Here is a 16,954-nt window from a genome sequence, read left to right on the forward strand (position 1 = left end):
CCCGACGGACAGCTGACAGAGATCCCGTGGATCCACCGCGACCACATCCACGCCCCGTTCAACAGCGCCACCTGGCAGCACATCAAAACCATCACCGCCCGCCACGGCGACCACGACACCCACGAAGCCGACCTCGCCGACGCCCTCGACCAGCTCATGCGCCGCGCCCAGACCAGCACCGCCACCGCAGGCGAGCAACGCCTGATCACCCGCACCGCACCGCTGAAAACGCCCCCGCCGGCGGCCGACCACCGCACACCCCACACCCCGGGCCCTCAGGCCGACGGATGGGACGACGACAGTCTCGACGACCTCGACGACCTGCCTGACGACCCAGAACAGGCTGATGGCGAGGAGGAAACCGTCGACAACGGCGACGCGCCCGTCCCGTACACCGGACTCGGCCTCTACGACCCCGCCCAGGAAGCCCTCAACTGGTGACCCACCCCGCACACGACCACCACGACACCACCGACACCACCGACACCGAGGTATCACTGCCCGGCACGCCCGCGGCAGAGCCGGAATGGCCGATCACCACCTGGCAGGGCTGGCAGCACTTCGCCACCACCCCACCCCTCGCCCCGCCCCCGCCCGGCGACCCACCGCGCAGCCTCGAGGAACGCCTCGCCTACCACTCCGCGTTCGTCACCGTCCGCACCCCCGCCATCAACACCCTCGCCACCCAGGTCCGCACCCTGATGCTGCTCGGCCGCCACCAGCAGACCACCGCCCGGCCCTCGCTGATCGTCACCGGCCCCGCCGCAGCCGGGAAAACCACCGCCCTCCTCGAAGTCGGACGCACCTGCCACCTCGCCCACACCCGCAAAAATCCGGCCCCGCCTGGACGCCCCCACCAGCAGGTGCCGGTCGCGTACCTGCTGGTGCCGCCCGGCGCCACCGCCAAAACCCTCGCCACCGAATTCGCCCGCTACCTCGGCATCCCCGTCACCACCCGCATGACCCAGAACCAGATCACCGAAGCCGTCTGCCACACCTACACCGCCGTCGGCGTCCGCCTGGTCCTCATCGACGAAATCCACCGCCTCAACCCCCGCACCTCCACCGGCGCCGAAGCCACCGACCTCCTCAAAGACCTCACCGAACGGATCAAAGCAACCTTCGTCTACACCGGCATCGACGTCGCCGCCACACCCCTGTTCAGCGGAGTCCGCGGCGCCCAACTCGCCGGCCGCGCCAGCCTCATCACCTGCGGCCCCCTCCCCGCCCGCCACGGAAACACCCGCCCCTTCACCGACCTCATCACCGACATGGAAACCGCCCTCGACCTCACCCAGCACACACCCGGCACGCTCCCCCACCACGCCGCCTACCTCCACCAGCGCACCGCTGGCCGCATCGGCAGCCTCGCCCGCCTCATCCGCCAGGCGGCCATCACCGCCATCAGCGACGGCACCGAACGCATCACCAAGAAAACGCTCGACGCCATCCAGCTCGACCACCTCGCCGAAGAACACAGCCGCCCCCGCACACGCCGGCCGACGCCAACGACATGATGCGGACATGAAGACGACCACCCAGACGGGCGACGACGAGTTCGCTGCTCTGGGCCGACAGGCCTGGGACACTCTGATCCCCGCCCGCGCCGACTACCTCGCCCACGTCTCACCCCACTACGACGAGGTCCTCCACGACGTCGCACAGCGCACCGAACACGCTGGCAGCCTCGGGAAGACCGACATCGCAGCCCTCGTCGTCTGGAAACGGCTCTCCGCACAAACCCGTTGGGTGTCGGCGCTGATGTCCCTGCCGGACACCCATGTGCGAGCCGCCACCGAGCGGGCCGTCACCGCCGTCCGCGACACCGCCCTCACCCGCAGCGAAGCCGCCCGCACCGGACGCGGCATCATCGCCGAACTGCCCGGCTTCCACACCGGCGACGCCCTCGCCTCAGCCGTCCTCACCGCAGCAGCACCGCACCGGATGGCCGTCTACGACCGCCGCGTCCAACACGCCCTCGACACACTCCACCTCACCCTCACATCGACACCGGGACGCTACGGCCGGTACCTGCAACTCCTCGACGACCTCCTCCACCACAGCGCCGCACCGGCCGGCTGGAGTGCACGCGACATCGACACCGCCCTGTACTGGACCGGCCGCCCCAACCCGTCACCAAGCCCCTGACCAGCACAAAACCGCACCAGCTCTTTAAATGACGGACACCATCACCAACACCGCACCGCTGTTATCAACGAACCCCGAACAACCGCAGGCCAGACGCCCCACCACCACTTCCTTCAGCGTCCGCAAGCACCGAAATAGCTATCAGAGAACCCACAACACCCCAGCTCAAGCCACCCCCACCACACCAACTACGAAACCCGGAATCACACCATGTACAGGAGGAGTGCCCTGAGGAACTCACCGACGCCCTCGCCTCCTTCCTCGGGCCCAGCCTTGGCCAACCTCGACCCGACAACTGAGGCGACCCCAGCAGCCGTGCCGCCTGATTGTGGCTGGGCGCAGTCGAATGGATGCTCCCCCAAGGTCCCTCCGACCATGAGGGGATGTGCACACAAGCGACTCGCGCACCGTGTGTAGTCATGGCACGCTCGTGCTTCGTATCACGCCCGCCGAGACGGCCCGAGTCTGAATCCGCCAGAAGCTGTAAGAGTTCTGGGCCAGCCGTACATCTCCCGGTTGACGGCCGTTGACGGACGGACCATGGAGGTGCTGTGAGACGACGACGAACAACCGCCGGAGAGTACGGTGACCCGGTCGGGCACCGGGCCCTTGAGGCGCTCTATACGGCTCATGCTGATCGGGTTCTGGCGTACCTGTTGCACCGTACGGACCGGGAGACAGCTCAGGACATCCTGTCGGAGACCTTCGTGCTGGCCTGGCGCAAGTCCGGGTCCGTACCCGACGACGCCCTGCCGTGGCTGCTCGCCTCGGCTCGGCGGCTGCTCGCCAACCGCGTGCGGTCCGACCAGCGGCACCGCGCACTGACCGAGCACTTGGCGGTGATGGCCGACCGGACGGGGGCTGCGGAGATCGCGGACACGATCGGTACGCGTGCCGAGGTGGCCGCCGCGCTGTCGGCGCTTTCCGAACAGGACCGGGAGGTGCTCGTGCTGAGCGCCTGGTACGGCCTGACGGCCAAGCAGGCGGCCGTGGTCGCGGGCTGCACGGCCACGGCCTTCGCTGTGCGCCTGCATCGGGCGCGCAAACGATTCAGGGCAGCACTGCTCCGTGCAGGCCATGCACGGCCGGTCCATAACGCGATTTCCCACCCCCACTTCATCCAACGGGAGTCAGCATGAGGCAGAGCGCCACCAAGCACAGCCAGGCTGCCGACCTCGCTGCCGTCCGCGCTCTGCGGCCCACCGGCGACGGCACCGAAGGCTGGGCAGCGTCGGAAGACGGCCAGGCCGTCCTGCGAGGCATCCTGCTACGCGCTGAGCAGCCGCGTGCCACGGCTGGTTCCGGGAGACGTCGGCACATGTTCATGGTGGGTGCGGTCACGGCCGTACTTCTCGGGGGCGCCACCACGGCTGCCGTAGCCACATTCGGGCCATGGGACGAGGACGGGCGCAATGTCATGTGCGCTCGCACGCTGTCACCTGAGGCGGACCTGAGCCAGTTGCCGCTCAAAGCCATGAAGGACTTCGAACCGCAGGACGCGGCGCGTTCCTGCGCGGCATCCTGGGATCGGATGTGGAACGAACCCGCTCAGGGGACAGTGCCACGGACTCCCAAGCCGACCCGGTTCGCGGTCTGCTTCTTCCCCAACGCGCAGCCTGCCGGCGGCGAATCCTCGGCCACTGACGACAAGGGGGCACTCGGCGGGCCGGTGGTCTACCCGGCGGACGGCTACCCCACAAAGAAGGCAGCCTGCGCAGCCATCGGCTCCAGGCCCGTGGCCGGCGGCTGAGACTGACTGGAGACGGCTGGCAGTTGGCGGAACGGCGGCGGCTGCGGTGCCCAGAACATGCTGCTGCCAACGCTGGAGCAGCTCGAAGTCGAGCGAGGCACCGTGCGCCGTATGGGTCCGCAGCAGTTCCAGTGCGGCAAGCAGGCCGCATGCACCGGGAGGGATCCAAGGCGCCGTCGAAGGCGCGTATGTCCTCCGCCGCCCCGTCGCGCGACGGGGCCACCGGTTCCTCCCCAGCGTCGTCCGGAAGGGGCGGGTGGGCTTTGAGGTGGGCGACCGCCCCGGGATCGGCCGAGTCCCTCGGCGGAGCGGTGCTGCCGAGGTAATGACCTCCTCTTTGGGATCCGTGGTGCTCTGCGCGGCGCCCCGGCCGCGTGCTGGTGGGCCCGGCACGAGGTCGAGTCCACGCTCACCATGCTCCAATCGATCCGGCCGTGGGCGTCGGCATCGGTCTGGACGGCCTGGAGGACCCGGTCCCAGGTGCCGTCTGCGGACCACCGGCGATGGCGCTCATAGACGGTCTTCCAGTTCCCGAATCGCTCGGGCAGGTCTCGCCAGGGGACGCCCGTGCGAATCCGGAACAAGATCCCGTTGACCACCGTTCGGTGATCACACCAGCGCCCGCCCCGACGCACGGACTTCGGCAGATGCGGCGCAAGTCGCGCCCACTCGTCACTTGTCAGGTCACCCCGCCCCACGACCAGAACAATGGCCCCAACACGAGGCAGGCACATGATCCGCCGGACAGACCCTAGACCCGTGTCCGCCTCTCCCCGGTGCCGCGGTCAGGGTCCCGGGCGCAACGTGGAGCGGAGCGGCACCTTCTGCAGTCCGTGGTCGGCGTTGAAGCCGCACGGGCGGTAGGCCGGGCCCGCAGGTTGGAGCAACTGGGCATGGTCTGGTCGCCGGCCGATGAACGCTTCCAGGAGAACCTTTAGGCCGCCAAGGCGTCCCACGAACAGCACTGGACGCTGTGCGCACCCCGATCCGCCACCATGCTGGACCGGCCCTTTGGCTAGTGGCTGCAACCTCGCCCCGGCGCACTGGGCACCCCAAAGCCAGCGCAAGCCCGTCTGTCCCTTCATGACGGGCAGCGCGAGCGCCTGGAGGCCGTCGGCGGTCACCCCGGTCGCGCAGCCCCGGTGCAGCCTGGTGAGCGCCATCGAGCAGGGCCTTGCGGCCCTGGCGCAGTACCAAGGCGCGCGAAAGGCACCGGGCAAGCTGGGAGTGCGGGCCATAAGATAAGGAATAGGACAAATTTATGGTTAAGCGAGCTTGCCTGGAGCGAGGTGCAAGGCCATGCCGTCCGAGGAAGAGCTGTTCGCGTCCGTCGACGCACTGCTGAACGAGGAGTCGCATCTGCCGCCTCCGGCGCAGCGTGCCCGGCTGCGTGAGGCCGCCGGCATCACCCAGGCCCGCCTGGCCATCGCGTTGAAGACCACGACGCAGTCGGTGAAGAACTGGGAGAACGGCCGCAGCGAGCCGAAGTAGCCGCGTCTGGACGCATACCAGCGGCTGCTGAACGGGTGGGCGGCGAAGTACCCCGCCCCTGGCGCGGCTGCGGCGGCCTCGTTGGCCGCGGCGGGGCCTGCGGCGTCGACGGAGCAGGTCGCGTCCAGGGGGGAGGCGGTGCGTGCCCCGCAGGCGCCCTCCGTCCCAGCTGGGGCGTCGGCTCGCCCCGCTGCTGCCCGGTCTGCCGCGCCATCGCGGCGGCCGGCCACAAGGGCGGCGGGGCCCGCGCTGGACCCGCGCTTCCCGCACGGGCCGCTCGCGGTCCTGGACGGTGACGGCTGCGCCTACGGCACGGGCGGGATCGTGCTGGACTGCCCGGCGACCACGGTGGTGGAGCTGGTGGAGTGGACCCTTGCCGAGTCCGGCCTCGGAGCGCCGAAGCTAAACCGCTACGGCAAAGACAGCGCCGCTGATCGTGCTCACCGCCACGGCGACCGTGAAGCTCGGACTGCCCGAGCGCCTGGGCGGCCGCGAGCAGCGCCGCCCCCTGCGCCTGCCCCAGGACCATCCCGTGGTCAAACAAGTAGTGAAAGCGAAATGGCGGCTCACCCAGCGCGGGTTCGGCCCCTGGGCAAGGATCTACCGCAAGCCCCAGGACCGCGAGCGGCAGTGCGTGCAGCTCGCGATCCTGTCCTGGAACGCCCTCAAAGAGCGGTCCTGCCCCCGGCGTCGCCCAGATGGAGCCGGCCGACATCGCCCGCGTCCTCGGCGTCTACGCCACCCGCGTCATCACCCCGCGCGGATCCACCGCCGTCTCAGGCCTTGAGCTCATGACAGCGCTGCGGCCACCCACACGCGCCACGCAGGACCCCACCACCGGCAACTGGATGCCCGGCCAAAACCCGGGCTCGCTGGGCACGGAGCCGATGGACCCAGCCCCGCCGGAAGCCACCCCCGAACACCCCGTCGTCGTGGACAGCGGCTGGCAGGGCGGCTTCCTCGACGAGGAGGCCTACCAGTGGGTGCGGGACGTGGACCTGCTCACCGATGAGGAGTGCACCCTGCCCTACGCGGTCGGCCTGGACCTCAGCACCGCCTTCCTCGCCGCCGCCCGCCTGGTCGTCGGCCTGTCCGCACTTCGTGGGCCCGACGTTCAACCCGAAGATCCCCGGATCCTGGCTGGTCGACCTGTCCCACGTCGAGGTAGACCCGCGTCTGCCCTCACCGTTCACGCCGGACGGCACCCGGCCCACGGGACCTGCCTGGTACCAGACCCACACCGTCGCCTACGCCCAGGAACTCGGCTACAACGTGGAGCCGATCGAGGGATACCTGCGGCGCGCGACCGGCGCGTACCTGGACCCGTGGCACGACCGATTGAAGAACGCCTACGTGGACACCCTCGCCGACCTCGGCGTCACCAAAGACCTCACCGACGCGCAGTTCCTCGCCGCGATGCAGCGGCACAAGGACGTCGACCCGGCGCTGGCCGCGACCGCTATCTCCACTGGTCCCACGTCGGTCAGCACGGTCTTGGAGCGTTTGCCATTGCGGGAGTTGGCGCCGTTCCTGCCTGCCGGATCGTGCTTGTCATAACCGAGGTGGTCGGTGATCTCGCCCTCGAGAGCGGACTCCAGCAGCCGCTTGGTCAGTTGCTGCAGCAGCCCGCCCTCACCCGTCAACTGCAGGCCCTCAGCCTGGGCCCTGGTCACCAGCTCCTCGATCAGCTGGTCGTCCACGGCCTTCGCCGACATATCCGCTACCGACTCGACAGCCTCGTGCTCGGCCACGTTCTCACTGGTCATCGATGCATCTTCCATGATCGGGAGTTACACCGAACGATTTACAGTCCCCAGGCACTGATCTGAGGCGAGGTTCGTCCGACGGGCGGGGCGCGTGCGGCCCCGGTCGAGGTTCCACGGCGGCGTGTGGTTAGGGGTGGGTACTGACTGTGCCGAATCGGTTGTGAGCGATGGAACCAGGGTGCGATCCTGGCCGCATGCCGGAGGAGCGGACGCCTGACCACGCGTCGGTTCTTCGCGAGGTACGGGAGGTCAGGCGCGTCGGGGTGCTGCGGATGCGAGGTCTGCGGCTCCCCTCGTTGGAGGCGGCGGCAGCTCGCCTCGGACTGTTACGGACGCCGGAGGCCCGTGCGGCCGCCCTGGAACACCTGTTGAGGGTCGCCGTGGCGGCTGTGGACGGCGGGAAGCTGCGGCAGTCGGCCGCGTACGGCCTGGGACTCACCGATGACACCCGTGAGATGGCGGCCGCGGAGCGACGCCGTCGTGCCGCGGCCGTGCATCACGTCACTGTCGAGCGCTTCCGCAAATCTCAGGAGCTCATGGCTTTGGGTGAAGTGGCCGAACAGATCGTGCGGATGTGCGACGAGGCAGGGCCGCAGCAGGGACCGGCGTACGAGGCGCTGCAGGGGGTGCTTCTGCCGGCCACTCATCGCGCGGTGCCGGTGGTCGTGGGCGGGCACCAGACCTCGATCCGGCTTCACGTCCACCCGGTGGACCTGCTGCGTGACGTCGACGTGGTGGTCTCGCCAGCCAACACGTTCCTGGTCCTGCCGCCCGTTTACAAAGCTTCGGTGGCGGCATCGTTACGACGCTCGGCGTCCCTGCGCAACCACCGCGGCGATCTGCTGAAGGACACGGTCCACGACGAGTTGGGAAGCTGGCTGGCCCGACATGGTTCACCGGACCGGGCGGTGCTGCCGGGGACCGTGGTGGCAACCGACTCCGGGGCGTTGCGCTCGGCGGGGATCCGGCGCGTCTATCACGCCGTCGTCGCCACACCCCGTCCGGGGACGAACGACTATGACGTTCAGCCGTCGGACATCACGCGTGCGGCCACCGCCGCCCTCGACCTGCTCGCCGGGGAAGCCGCTCGTTGGGAGCCGCCCTTGAAGTCGATCTGTTTCCCGTTGCTCGGCTCAGGACGCGGCGGTCTTCGGCCGGAGGTGAGTCTCACCGCACTGTGGGCCGCGCTCGAAGCTGGCCTGTTCCGCAGATCGGACGCCGAGGTCCACCTGGTCGTACGCCGCCCCGAGCGGGCCGACTTAGTGGAGAGGCTGCTGGGCGCGGCCGGAACATCACCTTCCTCGGACGCTTCGGCGGACGGGTGCTCACCGGAGCTGACATGACCGAAGGTTATCTGTCTGTTCTGGCCGGCGCGGCGGCAGAATGGGACCGGCTGGCGAGCACGCTGTCGGCCGAGGCCCGTGCATCGCTGGCGCGTCACCTGCGGGCGTCCCGTGCCGAATTCGGCCCGCAGGCTCGCGAGCAGGCTCTGGCCGCCGCCGCCGCTCTGCTACGACCGCTGCTCACGGGGGCGGGTGAGCGGCTCGGTACCGTCCCCGTGGTCCCCGGGTTCACCGCGGCCGACCTCGCTGTCCTGGTGCTCGACGGGCATCGCATGGTAGGACCGGTGCTCGGCACGGTGAGGGACCGGCTGCTCGCCGAGCCCGCGCTGGAGGAGGCGGAAGTCAGGGCCCGGGGCGGTGATCCAGGCGTGCCCGGGCTGATCCGCCTGCGCGGGATCGACGGTCGGCACCAGCTGCCGCTGTTCCAGTTCGAACCGGAGCCCGCCCACCGCCGCGGACACGCCCTGCGCTCCCGTGTCCAGACGGTCAACTCCGCTCTCGGCGTCGCAGACGACCCCTGGGGGGTGGCGGACTGGTGGCTGTCGCCCAACGCATGGCTCGGTGGTGCCCGTCCCGCTGCACTGCTTGGCCAGGATGACGAGGAACGCATCGACGAGGCGGCGCACTGTCTCACCGAGCTGGAAGGAGACTGAGCGACTCTCATGCCCAACTCCCGCCCACCTGGCGCCCTGCCTGGCGCGCCCGCGAAGGTGACCTTGGCCGGCGGAACCGACCTCTTCCGTCTGCACTCGGCGACCCGATCCGGTGTCGACTTCAACTACCGGCCCGCGCACCCCTTCTACGGAGGTGGCCGCTTCGACGCGACCAACCTCGACGGCTATGGCTATCTCTACGCGGGGCTGACCCCGGCCGCCGCGGTGTGCGAGTCGCTGCTGCGGTCGGTGCCTTTCGACCGCGACGGTGGGCCGCGACTGCTGCCACGAGCCGCCGTCCGCGGGAAGCTGCTCTCCTTTCTCCGGCTGACCGCCGACATCGCGGTGCTGCCGCTGGTGACGGGACGGGATCTGGCCGCGGTCGCACAGGACGCATGGCTCGTGCAGGCGGAGGCCGCCGAGTATCCGTTCACCCGGCACTGGGGACACTGGATTCGCGCGCACACCGCGCCTTGGGCGCAGGGTTTGCTCTGGCCGTCGAAGCGTGAACCGGCAGATCGGGTGACCGTGCTGTTCGCGGATCGTCTGCAGGCTGGGGCGCTGGCAGACCCAGGGCTTCCCCCACTGGCGCTGGACTCGGCCGAGGGCGGGGAATGGCTGAACGCCGTGCTGGAACCGTACGCGACCAGGATGGCACCGTAGTGTCCGGGCCGGACGCATTCACGGACGGGTCCACGGGCAGGCCCGCCGACGACCTCCTGGATGCACTCGCGTTCCCCGCCTTCTCGTCCGATGACGTCTGGGAACCGAGTGCCGCCGCGCTGCGCGCCGAGCGGGCCAGAGTGCTGGAAGCGATGGCCAGCCTGCACTCCCCCGAGGCCATCGACGACGCCTGGTCGGTCGTCGCCGCGTGCAGCTACCGGCTGGCCCTGCTCGACGAGGCCGAGGCGGGTGACGTCCGCACGGCCGTGCAGGATGCCGAGGCCCTCTTCGCCCACGCCGACCTCACATGCGCCGCGTGCGCCGGTCCCGCCGAGTCCCGCGACGCGGTGGGCGGCCACACCTGTGCCGGGCGCGACACACACATCGCCTGGCAGTACCGCCGGACCGGCTATGCGCACCTCCTCGTCATGCTCGCCGCTATGGAGGACCGCCCCGAGCACCTGGAGCGGGCCCACGGCCTGCTGAGTGCCGTCCTGGAGAACCCGGCGGCCGTCGGCGCGGCAGATGACGGATCGGACGACTCTGGCGCGGGCGACGAGATCTTCGTACGTCGGCTGATGGCCAGGGTGTGCACCCTCCGCTACTGGTTTCCCGGCGGAGAGGAGACGGAGCCCGGCCTCTGCGGGCGCCGGGCGCTGCTCGACGAGGCGATCCGGCGCTGCGAGAGTGTTTTTGACCTCCTGGAGGAGGACGACCCGGACGGTGCCCAGGTTCACGCCGATCTCGGGGACCTGCTGCTCGACCGCTGCATCGCCACGGGGGATCCGGAGGACCTGCGCGACGCCGAGCGGGCGGTCCGGCAGCTGCGCACCGCGCTGGCTGCCGGGGACCGCAACGACGGCTTCGTACTGAACGGTCTGGGATGGGCGCTCCTGCTCCTGGGCCGCTGCCGGGAGGACGCCGACGTGGTGCGCGAGGCGTTGGACGTGATGGCACGGGCCCGCTCGGCGGGTGCTCCGCTGCCGGACGAGGAAGAGGCGTTCGCACGGTGCCTGCTGTGGAGCACGACACACTGCAATGACCGGCCCCAGGCGCCGCTCGTCGAGGCCTTGGTGGAACCGCTGCTCGACACCGCCGACGCCCTGGAAGAGCTGCCGCCGTACTACGTCGACGTGTTCGCCCGGGTGCTGTACGAGCAGGCGGTCGCCCGCAACGACGACACCCGCCGGGACCGCTGCCTCGCCCTGCTGGAACACGCCCTGGAACACTGGGACGAGGAGGACGACGGGGACCCGTCGGCGGCGCTGCTGACCCTGTCCTCCTGCCAGCTGACCCGGTTCGGCAACGACCACGAGCCCGCCCGGCTGTTCGCAGCCCGACAGCACGCGGAGCGGTTGGCCGCGCGGCCGGACGCGATCCCCGGGATCCGCCGCCTCGCGCTGTGCGTGGCTGCCGCCGCCCACAACGAGCTCGCTCGACTCGGCCTGGCCGAGCCCGACCCCGAACGGACCGAACTGTTCGTGCGGGCCTACCAGGAGACGCAGCGGGAAATCGACGAGGGCACGACGTTCGTCAACCACAACACGTGGGAGGTAGGGGCGCTCGTGCACGACGTGGGCGGCGCCCACCGGCTGGCCGACGGTTTCGCGGAGGCGTACCGGCGTTGGCGGGTCCTGGATCGCGCCGACCCCCAGTACGCCATGGGCGCGGCCGCGATCCTGATGCTCGTCGCCGACCACGATGGGGACAGCCCTGCGACCACCGAGCAGGTGGAGGAGCTGCACGCGGCGGCCATGGGTGCGCTGGACGGTGCCGACTGGCAGGCCACCGTGGGGCTGATGGCCGGGACCGCGCGGCTGAGGGGGGTGCGCGGTGCCGGGGCGCGGAGGTCGTACGAGGCCGCGCTGCGGCATCTGGACCGGGCCGGGGTGGACCTGGGTGACTCGGTCGGTTCGTCGGGACGGACCGCCGACCAGGTGTCCATGGCCCGGGCCTGGGCGGTACTGGGCCGGGGTGCCGCCCTCGGTGGCGTCGACGACATCGAGGAGGCACTGGCCGAGCTGCGGTCGTTGCGCACCAGCCCCACTTTGACCGGCTACCAACGAAGCCGCCTGGACGCGCAGATCGCCCTGCTGAGCGTCAGGCGCGCCGTGGCTCTGGGCGATCTCGGGACGGCCGACCGCGCCTTGCGCGCGCTGGGCGATGCCTACGCCGCGACGGACCCGGAGGACCCGCACCGTATCTCCGTGTGGAGCAGCCTGGAGAACGCCCGCATCGAACGGGACGTGCTCGCCGAGCGCCTGGGGCGGCCCCGGTCTCCGCGACCGGCGGGCGCTCCCACGCCCGGCGAACTGAAGCGGCTGGCGGCACGGTTGCCGACGGCCCAGCGTGCGACGGTTCTCGCGGACAACGGGGTGCGCTGCCTGACCGAGGCAGCCGAACGCAATGACACGCGGCGTTTGGACGAGGCCGAGGAGTTGCTCTCGGCGGCACTGGCGGTGGCCAACGAGGGCGGAGAGCAGTGGGTACGGTGCGCCTGTGCGCTCGGCTCGGCCCTGAACCTGCGGTTCCTCGCCGAAAAGAAGCCCGAGGTGCTGAACGCCGGTATCGAGTGGCTCATCCGGGCGCGCGAGAGGGCCGGCGGTCCCGAGCATCCGATGTGGGCGCTGACCGGTCTGGCGCTGGGCCGGTCCCTGCGGACCCGGGCCGACTGGTGGCGGATCACCGGCTCGCGGGCCGACGCCGACCGTGCGCAGGCCCGTCTCACCGGCCTGGCGGCGCTGCGCGGTCATGCCTGGGCTGCGCTCACGCAGTCCGGTACCGACCACGCCACCGAGGTCGCCGTGCATGCCACCGACGCGGCTTTGGAGGTGGTCGAGTGGTCCATCCAGGACGAGTGCCCGCAGGACGCGGTCAGAGCTCTCGACGCCTGTCGTGCCCTGGTCCTGCACGCCGCCCTCACCTCCCTGTCGGTCCCGGACCGTCTTACCGCCGCAGGCCACCCCGACCTGGCAGCCGAGTGGCGCGTTGCCGAAGCCACGACCACCGCCGCCGCCCCGGTCCGGCAGTCCGTACCAAGCGAACTGAGACGCCGCGCCCTGACCGCCCTCGCCACCCCACCGGAGGCCACGGCTTCGCACTCCGTACCGGCACCTGCCGGCCCGCCCCCGCTCGATCCGCTGCTCGACCCGCCGTCGGTCGAGGAGATCGGGGGTGCGCTGCGGGTGCTCGGGCTGGATGCGCTGGCCTATCTCCTGGCGTCCGACGATGACAGGGGCGGTACGGCCGTCGTTGTGACGCGCGACGGGCGTGCCCACGCACTTGCGTTGCCGCTGCTGCGTTCCGGGGCCGCGCCCCTGCGCGCGTTCCTTCCGGAGCGCCCGGCGGCCGGGGCGGGGCGCGATCTCGGGCCGGTGAGCCGGCCGTCCGCGCGGACCGGCCCCACGCGGCTGCGCGACCAACTCGACCGGCTGGGTTCGTGGACGTGGTTCGCGGCCGTGAAGCCACTGCTCGAAGCCCTCGGCATGCCCGAGCGAACGCCTCGCGTGGTACTTGTGCCGATGGGCGCTCTCGGCGGAGTCCCCTGGCACGCGGCCTGGGAACCGGCCGGGCAGGGACGGCGACACTACGCCGTTCAGCGGGCCGAGATCTCGTACACCGCCTCGGCCCGGCTGCTGTGCGACCTCGCTGCCCGTCCCGCCGTCCGGCCCGACGGGCCCGCGCTCGTGGTCGGCGACCCCACTGGCGATCTGCCCTACGCCGGCGAGGAGGCCCAGGCGGTGTGGCGGAGCTTCTACGCACCGGCCGCCCACGGCGGTAGCAGCGCCGGCAGCTATCTCGGCCGGGGCGCCACGGCGGATGACGTGCTGGCCTGGCTGCGCTCCCCGGACGCCTCGGGGGGCATCCTGCACCTTGCCTGCCACGGGGTGGTCACGGAGGGACGGGGGCGCACGGCCCGGCTGTCGCTGAGCGGGGGTGAACTCTCCGCCGAGGCACTCGCCGAGACCGCGGGCGAGCGGCTCGCGCTGGTGCTGCTGGCCGCCTGCCGCAGCCATGTGTCGGGGCGCGGCCACAACGAGGCCTACACTCTGGCCACCGCTTTCCTGGTCTCCGGCGCGGCGTCCGTCATCGGCTCGCTGTGGCCGGTGCCGGACGACGCCACCTCCGTCCTCATGTATCTGACGCACCATTTCCTGCGGCGGGAACGGCTGGGACCGCAACAGGCTCTGCGGCGCGCGCAGTTGTGGATGCTCGACCCGCACCGCGTGCTGCCGGCCGGCATGCCCGCCGCCCTGCGGGAGCGGGCCCTGGCCACGGACCTGCACGACCCCACGGCCTGGGCCGGTTTCACTCACCTGGGCCGCCTCTGAGCAGGCCATGAACTGCGGCCCCCGGTGTCATCCGGCCTGCCCGACCCGGGGAACCACCGTGCGCAGCCGTACGCTCCTGGTGCCCCAGCCGGACGCCGTCGCCGCCGGCCCGGCGTCCCGGTGGCCGGTGGGTGCGAGCCGCCACTTTCCGTCGAGCCCGGCTACGGTCTGCCGTTCGCTCGCGGTTCCGCCGGGTCGCCAGGCCGGGAACTGGAAGGGGAGCGTGTTCAGTTCCGTGTCCGCGACCAGCAGCTTGAGCCAGTCCATGACCTGCGCGCCGGGGCGCACGGGCCGGGACTCGGGCAGTGCGAGCCGCACCGGTTCGCCGTCCAGGGCGTACCCGCGCCGGCCGGGTCCGACGAAGTCCCCCGGGAAGAGGACCGTGTGGCTCGCGTAGCTGTCGGTGAGGTCCACCAGGACACACCACAAGGTGCGGCGCGAGGTGTTGTGCAGGCTGATGGACACCCAGGGTTCCCGGCATCCTTCCGGCGAGTGCGCGTACGGCATGGTCAGAATCCCGTCGGCGTCGGGTGACAGCGGTCGGCTGCCGCCCCAAGGGGTGATCTCGATCTTGACCTGACCGCTCAGGGCGGACATCGGGTGGGCCAGGTCGCGGGCCTGGTACCAGCGGGCCAGGTGGATCAGGCAGTCGGCCGCTCGGCGGGCGTCCGACGCGGTGCCCAGCGGCAGGTCGGGAACGCCCGGTGTGTCGTCCGTGGGCCGGATCCGGACCCGGCCGTCGGACACTGCGGCTGTGAGCCGGGCCTCGGACCTCGGTGCGTCGAGCCCGAGCAGTGGACTGGGCCCGCCGCCGGGTCCGGCGGTGGCCAGGGCCTCGCGCAGCCGGAGAGCGGCCTGCGGGTCGCCGGTGTCGTCCACTGACACGCCGATGGGCGCCAACGCCAGTGCGGAGAGTTCGACGGGATACACCTGCCGCTCGTCGGGCGTCCAGCCGTAGGGCGTCACCAGGCAGCGGTCGGCCTGGACCGTGTGCACCCGGACGATTGGCTGCACCGGCGTTGCGGTGCGGCCCGGCATGACGGTGAACTCGGGGCCGTTGTCCGCGCCGGCCCGCAGTCCGTGGGCGGCTCCGCAGTCGACTTCCCATCCGGCGCCGCCGTACCGCAGCAGATAGGGTCCCGTCGACCCGGGAGTGCCTCCGGGGAACGGTGTGTCGGCAGGGCCGCCGGCCCCGAGCGGCGCGAGAGCGGGATGTTGTCCGGGTTCGTGGGCCGTCACCCGGGCCGCCGCCGCGGCCAAGAGGTCCCGGTGGTTGAGGCGGCCGTCGGCCGGCGCGCCGTCCAGGGCTTCCAGTAGGGCCTGGGTGAAGACTCCGCGGACGACACCGCCGCTCACGCGTTCGTACGCCGACTCGTTCAGGCGGCAGGCGGCCAGCAGGACGTGCCGAGGCGGCTCGGCGTGGCCGGCGGCCGCGTCCCGGCTGCCCGGGCGGAGCCGCCATGAGCGGGGTGCGGGCAGAAAGCGGGAGGCGCGCAGGGTCGGCATGGCCGTATCTGCGGCGTCGGCGGTGTCCGCCGAGTCGTTCGCGCGGGTGGCCCCGCCGGAGAAGCAGCAGTCGACGACGGCCGTGGTGGGCACGCCCCGCGCCGCGACCGCGTCGAGGAGGGCATTGAGTTCTTTGTCGAGGAGGGGGCCGTCGGCCAAGGCCAGTGCCTGGTAGCGCCCGGTCGGCTCGGTGGCGGCGTAGGTGCCGTCGAGGTCGGCGAAGTCGGTGCCGTGTCCCGAGAACCAGAAGAGGGCGCCGTCTCCTGGCTCTGCTGCCGCCAGATGCTCGGCGAAGCCTGAGGTGACGTTCGTGACGGTCGCCTCCCCGTCGAGTAGTTCCCGCACTACGGCCCGCGGCCCGAAGCGGCGCGCCAGCCAGGCGCGGGCGGCGGCAATGTCGTTGCGGCACCCGCGCAGCGAGCGCAGTCCGTCCACGGTGCTGTAGTCGTCGATGCCCACCAGCAGGACCCGGACCTCGCCGGGGCCGGTGCCGACCGTCGTGTTCGTACCCATATGCCGAGTGTGGCAAGGCAGTTCAGCGACCGGGAGCGTTTTGCCGTCCCGGTTCTGGTCGTAAGCCGGTCGGAACATGGGCGTACTTCGCCGAAACAGGGACAACCGCCATGTTTTTCCGCCACACTGACGGCGCATTACTCCTCTGCTGAAGGCGTGCAGTCGAGTCGGCGCCGCGCCGCGCGCCCCTTCGCGTCTTCCGCCGGGGAAGTCACCTGCCAGGAGTCCGTGAGGGCTTTTGTGGGTTCATCGGGGGGATCATGAGTTCCGGAGACCGGATACGTCGCATCGTCATACCGCCGGCGCAGCCGACCGTCGCCCGGCCCGCCAGCGGGCCGGCGATCACGCCGCGTCGGGGGACGCAGCCCCCACGTTCGCGGGAACTGCTCCGGGCCCGCCCCGGCTCCCTGCTCCGGGCAGTCGCCCGGCTGGACGCGGAACTGAGCGAGGACGCGTTCCACGAGCACGCGCAGTGGCTGCGCGAGCAGTACTTGACCGGATACGGCGCCGCACCACTCGGTTTCGTGGCCCGGTGCCATCTGGGCCGCCCATATGTGGATCACCTGCTGGCGCTCGACGGGCGGATCCTGGACCACTTCGCGGCCCGGGAGCCCATGCCACCGCCTTTCGACGCGGCCCGGTCCCTGGCGCGCTCCGAGGCGTACGCGTTCATCGAGGTCCACGAAGGCGGCCTCCTGCTTCCTGTGCTGGCCGACGGAGACGTCGTCCGGCCCTGACCCGGTCCGCACCCCGGCAGCGGGGCGGCGCACGGCACTGAACGGAGTTGCAA

Annotated in this window: 10 protein-coding genes and 4 pseudogenes; 11 read left to right on the forward strand and 3 right to left on the reverse strand. The window is 71.1% G+C overall.

Annotated features, from left to right (window positions below; genetic code table 11):
* The 5 genes and pseudogenes from LN251_RS27120 to LN251_RS27140 form a co-directional block, all read left to right on the forward strand.
* Positions 1–441: pseudogene (locus LN251_RS27120) on the forward strand (transposase); the annotation flags it as partial.
* A 92-nt stretch (positions 442–533) separates the two neighbouring features.
* Positions 534–1,517 (forward strand): TniB family NTP-binding protein, encoded by a 984-nt coding sequence (locus tag LN251_RS27125; RefSeq protein ID WP_458246979.1) that lies wholly within the window; start codon positions 534–536, stop codon positions 1,515–1,517.
* 7 nt (positions 1,518–1,524) lie between these two features.
* Positions 1,525–2,148: a hypothetical protein gene (locus LN251_RS27130; protein WP_458246816.1), complete on the forward strand. Its 624-nt coding sequence runs from the start codon at positions 1,525–1,527 to the stop codon at positions 2,146–2,148.
* Between the two features lie 551 nt (positions 2,149–2,699).
* Positions 2,700–3,287, forward strand: coding sequence for an RNA polymerase sigma factor (locus LN251_RS27135; protein WP_458246817.1), 588 nt, complete (start codon positions 2,700–2,702; stop codon positions 3,285–3,287).
* Positions 3,284–3,898, forward strand: a complete 615-nt coding sequence (locus LN251_RS27140) for a hypothetical protein (protein WP_458246818.1) — start codon at positions 3,284–3,286, stop codon at positions 3,896–3,898. The genes LN251_RS27135 and LN251_RS27140 overlap by 4 nt, the downstream gene beginning before the upstream one ends.
* Positions 3,899–4,173: 275 nt before the next feature.
* Here LN251_RS27140 and LN251_RS27145 read toward each other — a convergent pair.
* Positions 4,174–4,596: pseudogene (locus LN251_RS27145) on the reverse strand (IS5 family transposase); the annotation flags it as partial.
* Between the two features lie 601 nt (positions 4,597–5,197).
* Between LN251_RS27145 and tap the strand changes: the two are divergent.
* Positions 5,198–6,844, forward strand: a pseudogene (gene tap, locus LN251_RS27150) (telomere-associated protein Tap); the annotation flags it as partial.
* Here the strand turns inward: tap and LN251_RS27155 are convergent.
* Positions 6,844–7,104: pseudogene (locus LN251_RS27155) on the reverse strand (transposase); the annotation flags it as partial. The pseudogenes tap and LN251_RS27155 overlap by 1 nt on opposite strands.
* A 431-nt stretch (positions 7,105–7,535) precedes the next feature.
* Between LN251_RS27155 and LN251_RS27160 the strand changes: the two are divergent.
* From LN251_RS27160 to LN251_RS27175, 4 genes are read left to right on the forward strand one after another with little or no spacing between them, the layout of a single operon-like run.
* Positions 7,536–8,498, forward strand: a complete 963-nt coding sequence (locus LN251_RS27160) for a hypothetical protein (RefSeq protein WP_458246819.1) — start codon at positions 7,536–7,538, stop codon at positions 8,496–8,498.
* Positions 8,495–9,151, forward strand: a complete 657-nt coding sequence (locus LN251_RS27165; RefSeq protein ID WP_458246820.1) for a hypothetical protein — start codon at positions 8,495–8,497, stop codon at positions 9,149–9,151. The genes LN251_RS27160 and LN251_RS27165 overlap by 4 nt, the downstream gene beginning before the upstream one ends.
* Before the next feature lie 9 nt (positions 9,152–9,160).
* A complete protein-coding gene (locus LN251_RS27170) occupies positions 9,161–9,814 on the forward strand; it encodes an RES family NAD+ phosphorylase (RefSeq protein ID WP_458246821.1) in 654 nt (217 codons plus the stop codon).
* The gene (locus LN251_RS27175) at positions 9,814–14,145 is read left to right on the forward strand and encodes a CHAT domain-containing protein (RefSeq protein ID WP_458246822.1); all 4,332 of its coding nucleotides are present in this window, start codon (positions 9,814–9,816) and stop codon (positions 14,143–14,145) included. Before LN251_RS27170 ends, LN251_RS27175 begins: the two co-directional genes overlap by 1 nt.
* Before the next feature lie 27 nt (positions 14,146–14,172).
* On the opposite strand, the gene LN251_RS27180 is transcribed toward LN251_RS27175, so the two are convergent.
* Positions 14,173–16,164, reverse strand: a complete 1,992-nt coding sequence (locus LN251_RS27180; RefSeq protein ID WP_458246823.1) for a caspase family protein — start codon at positions 16,162–16,164, stop codon at positions 14,173–14,175.
* 260 nt (positions 16,165–16,424) lie between these two features.
* On the opposite strand from LN251_RS27180, the gene LN251_RS27185 reads away from it, so the two are divergent.
* Positions 16,425–16,901, forward strand: coding sequence for a hypothetical protein (locus tag LN251_RS27185; RefSeq protein ID WP_458246824.1), 477 nt, complete (start codon positions 16,425–16,427; stop codon positions 16,899–16,901).
* Positions 16,902–16,954 lie beyond the last annotated feature (53 nt).

Source organism: Streptomyces sp. MAI_2237, from assembly GCF_054189285.1.

Bases quoted from the DNA above. Each gene is read 5' to 3' on its own strand.
- LN251_RS27180 (WP_458246823.1), bottom strand. From the start codon at position 16,164: ATGGGTACGAACACGACGGTCGGCACCGGCCCCGGCGAGGTCCGGGTC.
- LN251_RS27140 (WP_458246818.1), top strand. From the start codon at position 3,284: ATGAGGCAGAGCGCCACCAAGCACAGCCAGGCTGCCGACCTCGCTGCC.
- LN251_RS27170 (WP_458246821.1), top strand. From the start codon at position 9,161: ATGCCCAACTCCCGCCCACCTGGCGCCCTGCCTGGCGCGCCCGCGAAG.
- LN251_RS27130 (WP_458246816.1), top strand. From the start codon at position 1,525: ATGAAGACGACCACCCAGACGGGCGACGACGAGTTCGCTGCTCTGGGC.
- LN251_RS27165 (WP_458246820.1), top strand. From the start codon at position 8,495: ATGACCGAAGGTTATCTGTCTGTTCTGGCCGGCGCGGCGGCAGAATGG.
- LN251_RS27185 (WP_458246824.1), top strand. From the start codon at position 16,425: ATGAGTTCCGGAGACCGGATACGTCGCATCGTCATACCGCCGGCGCAG.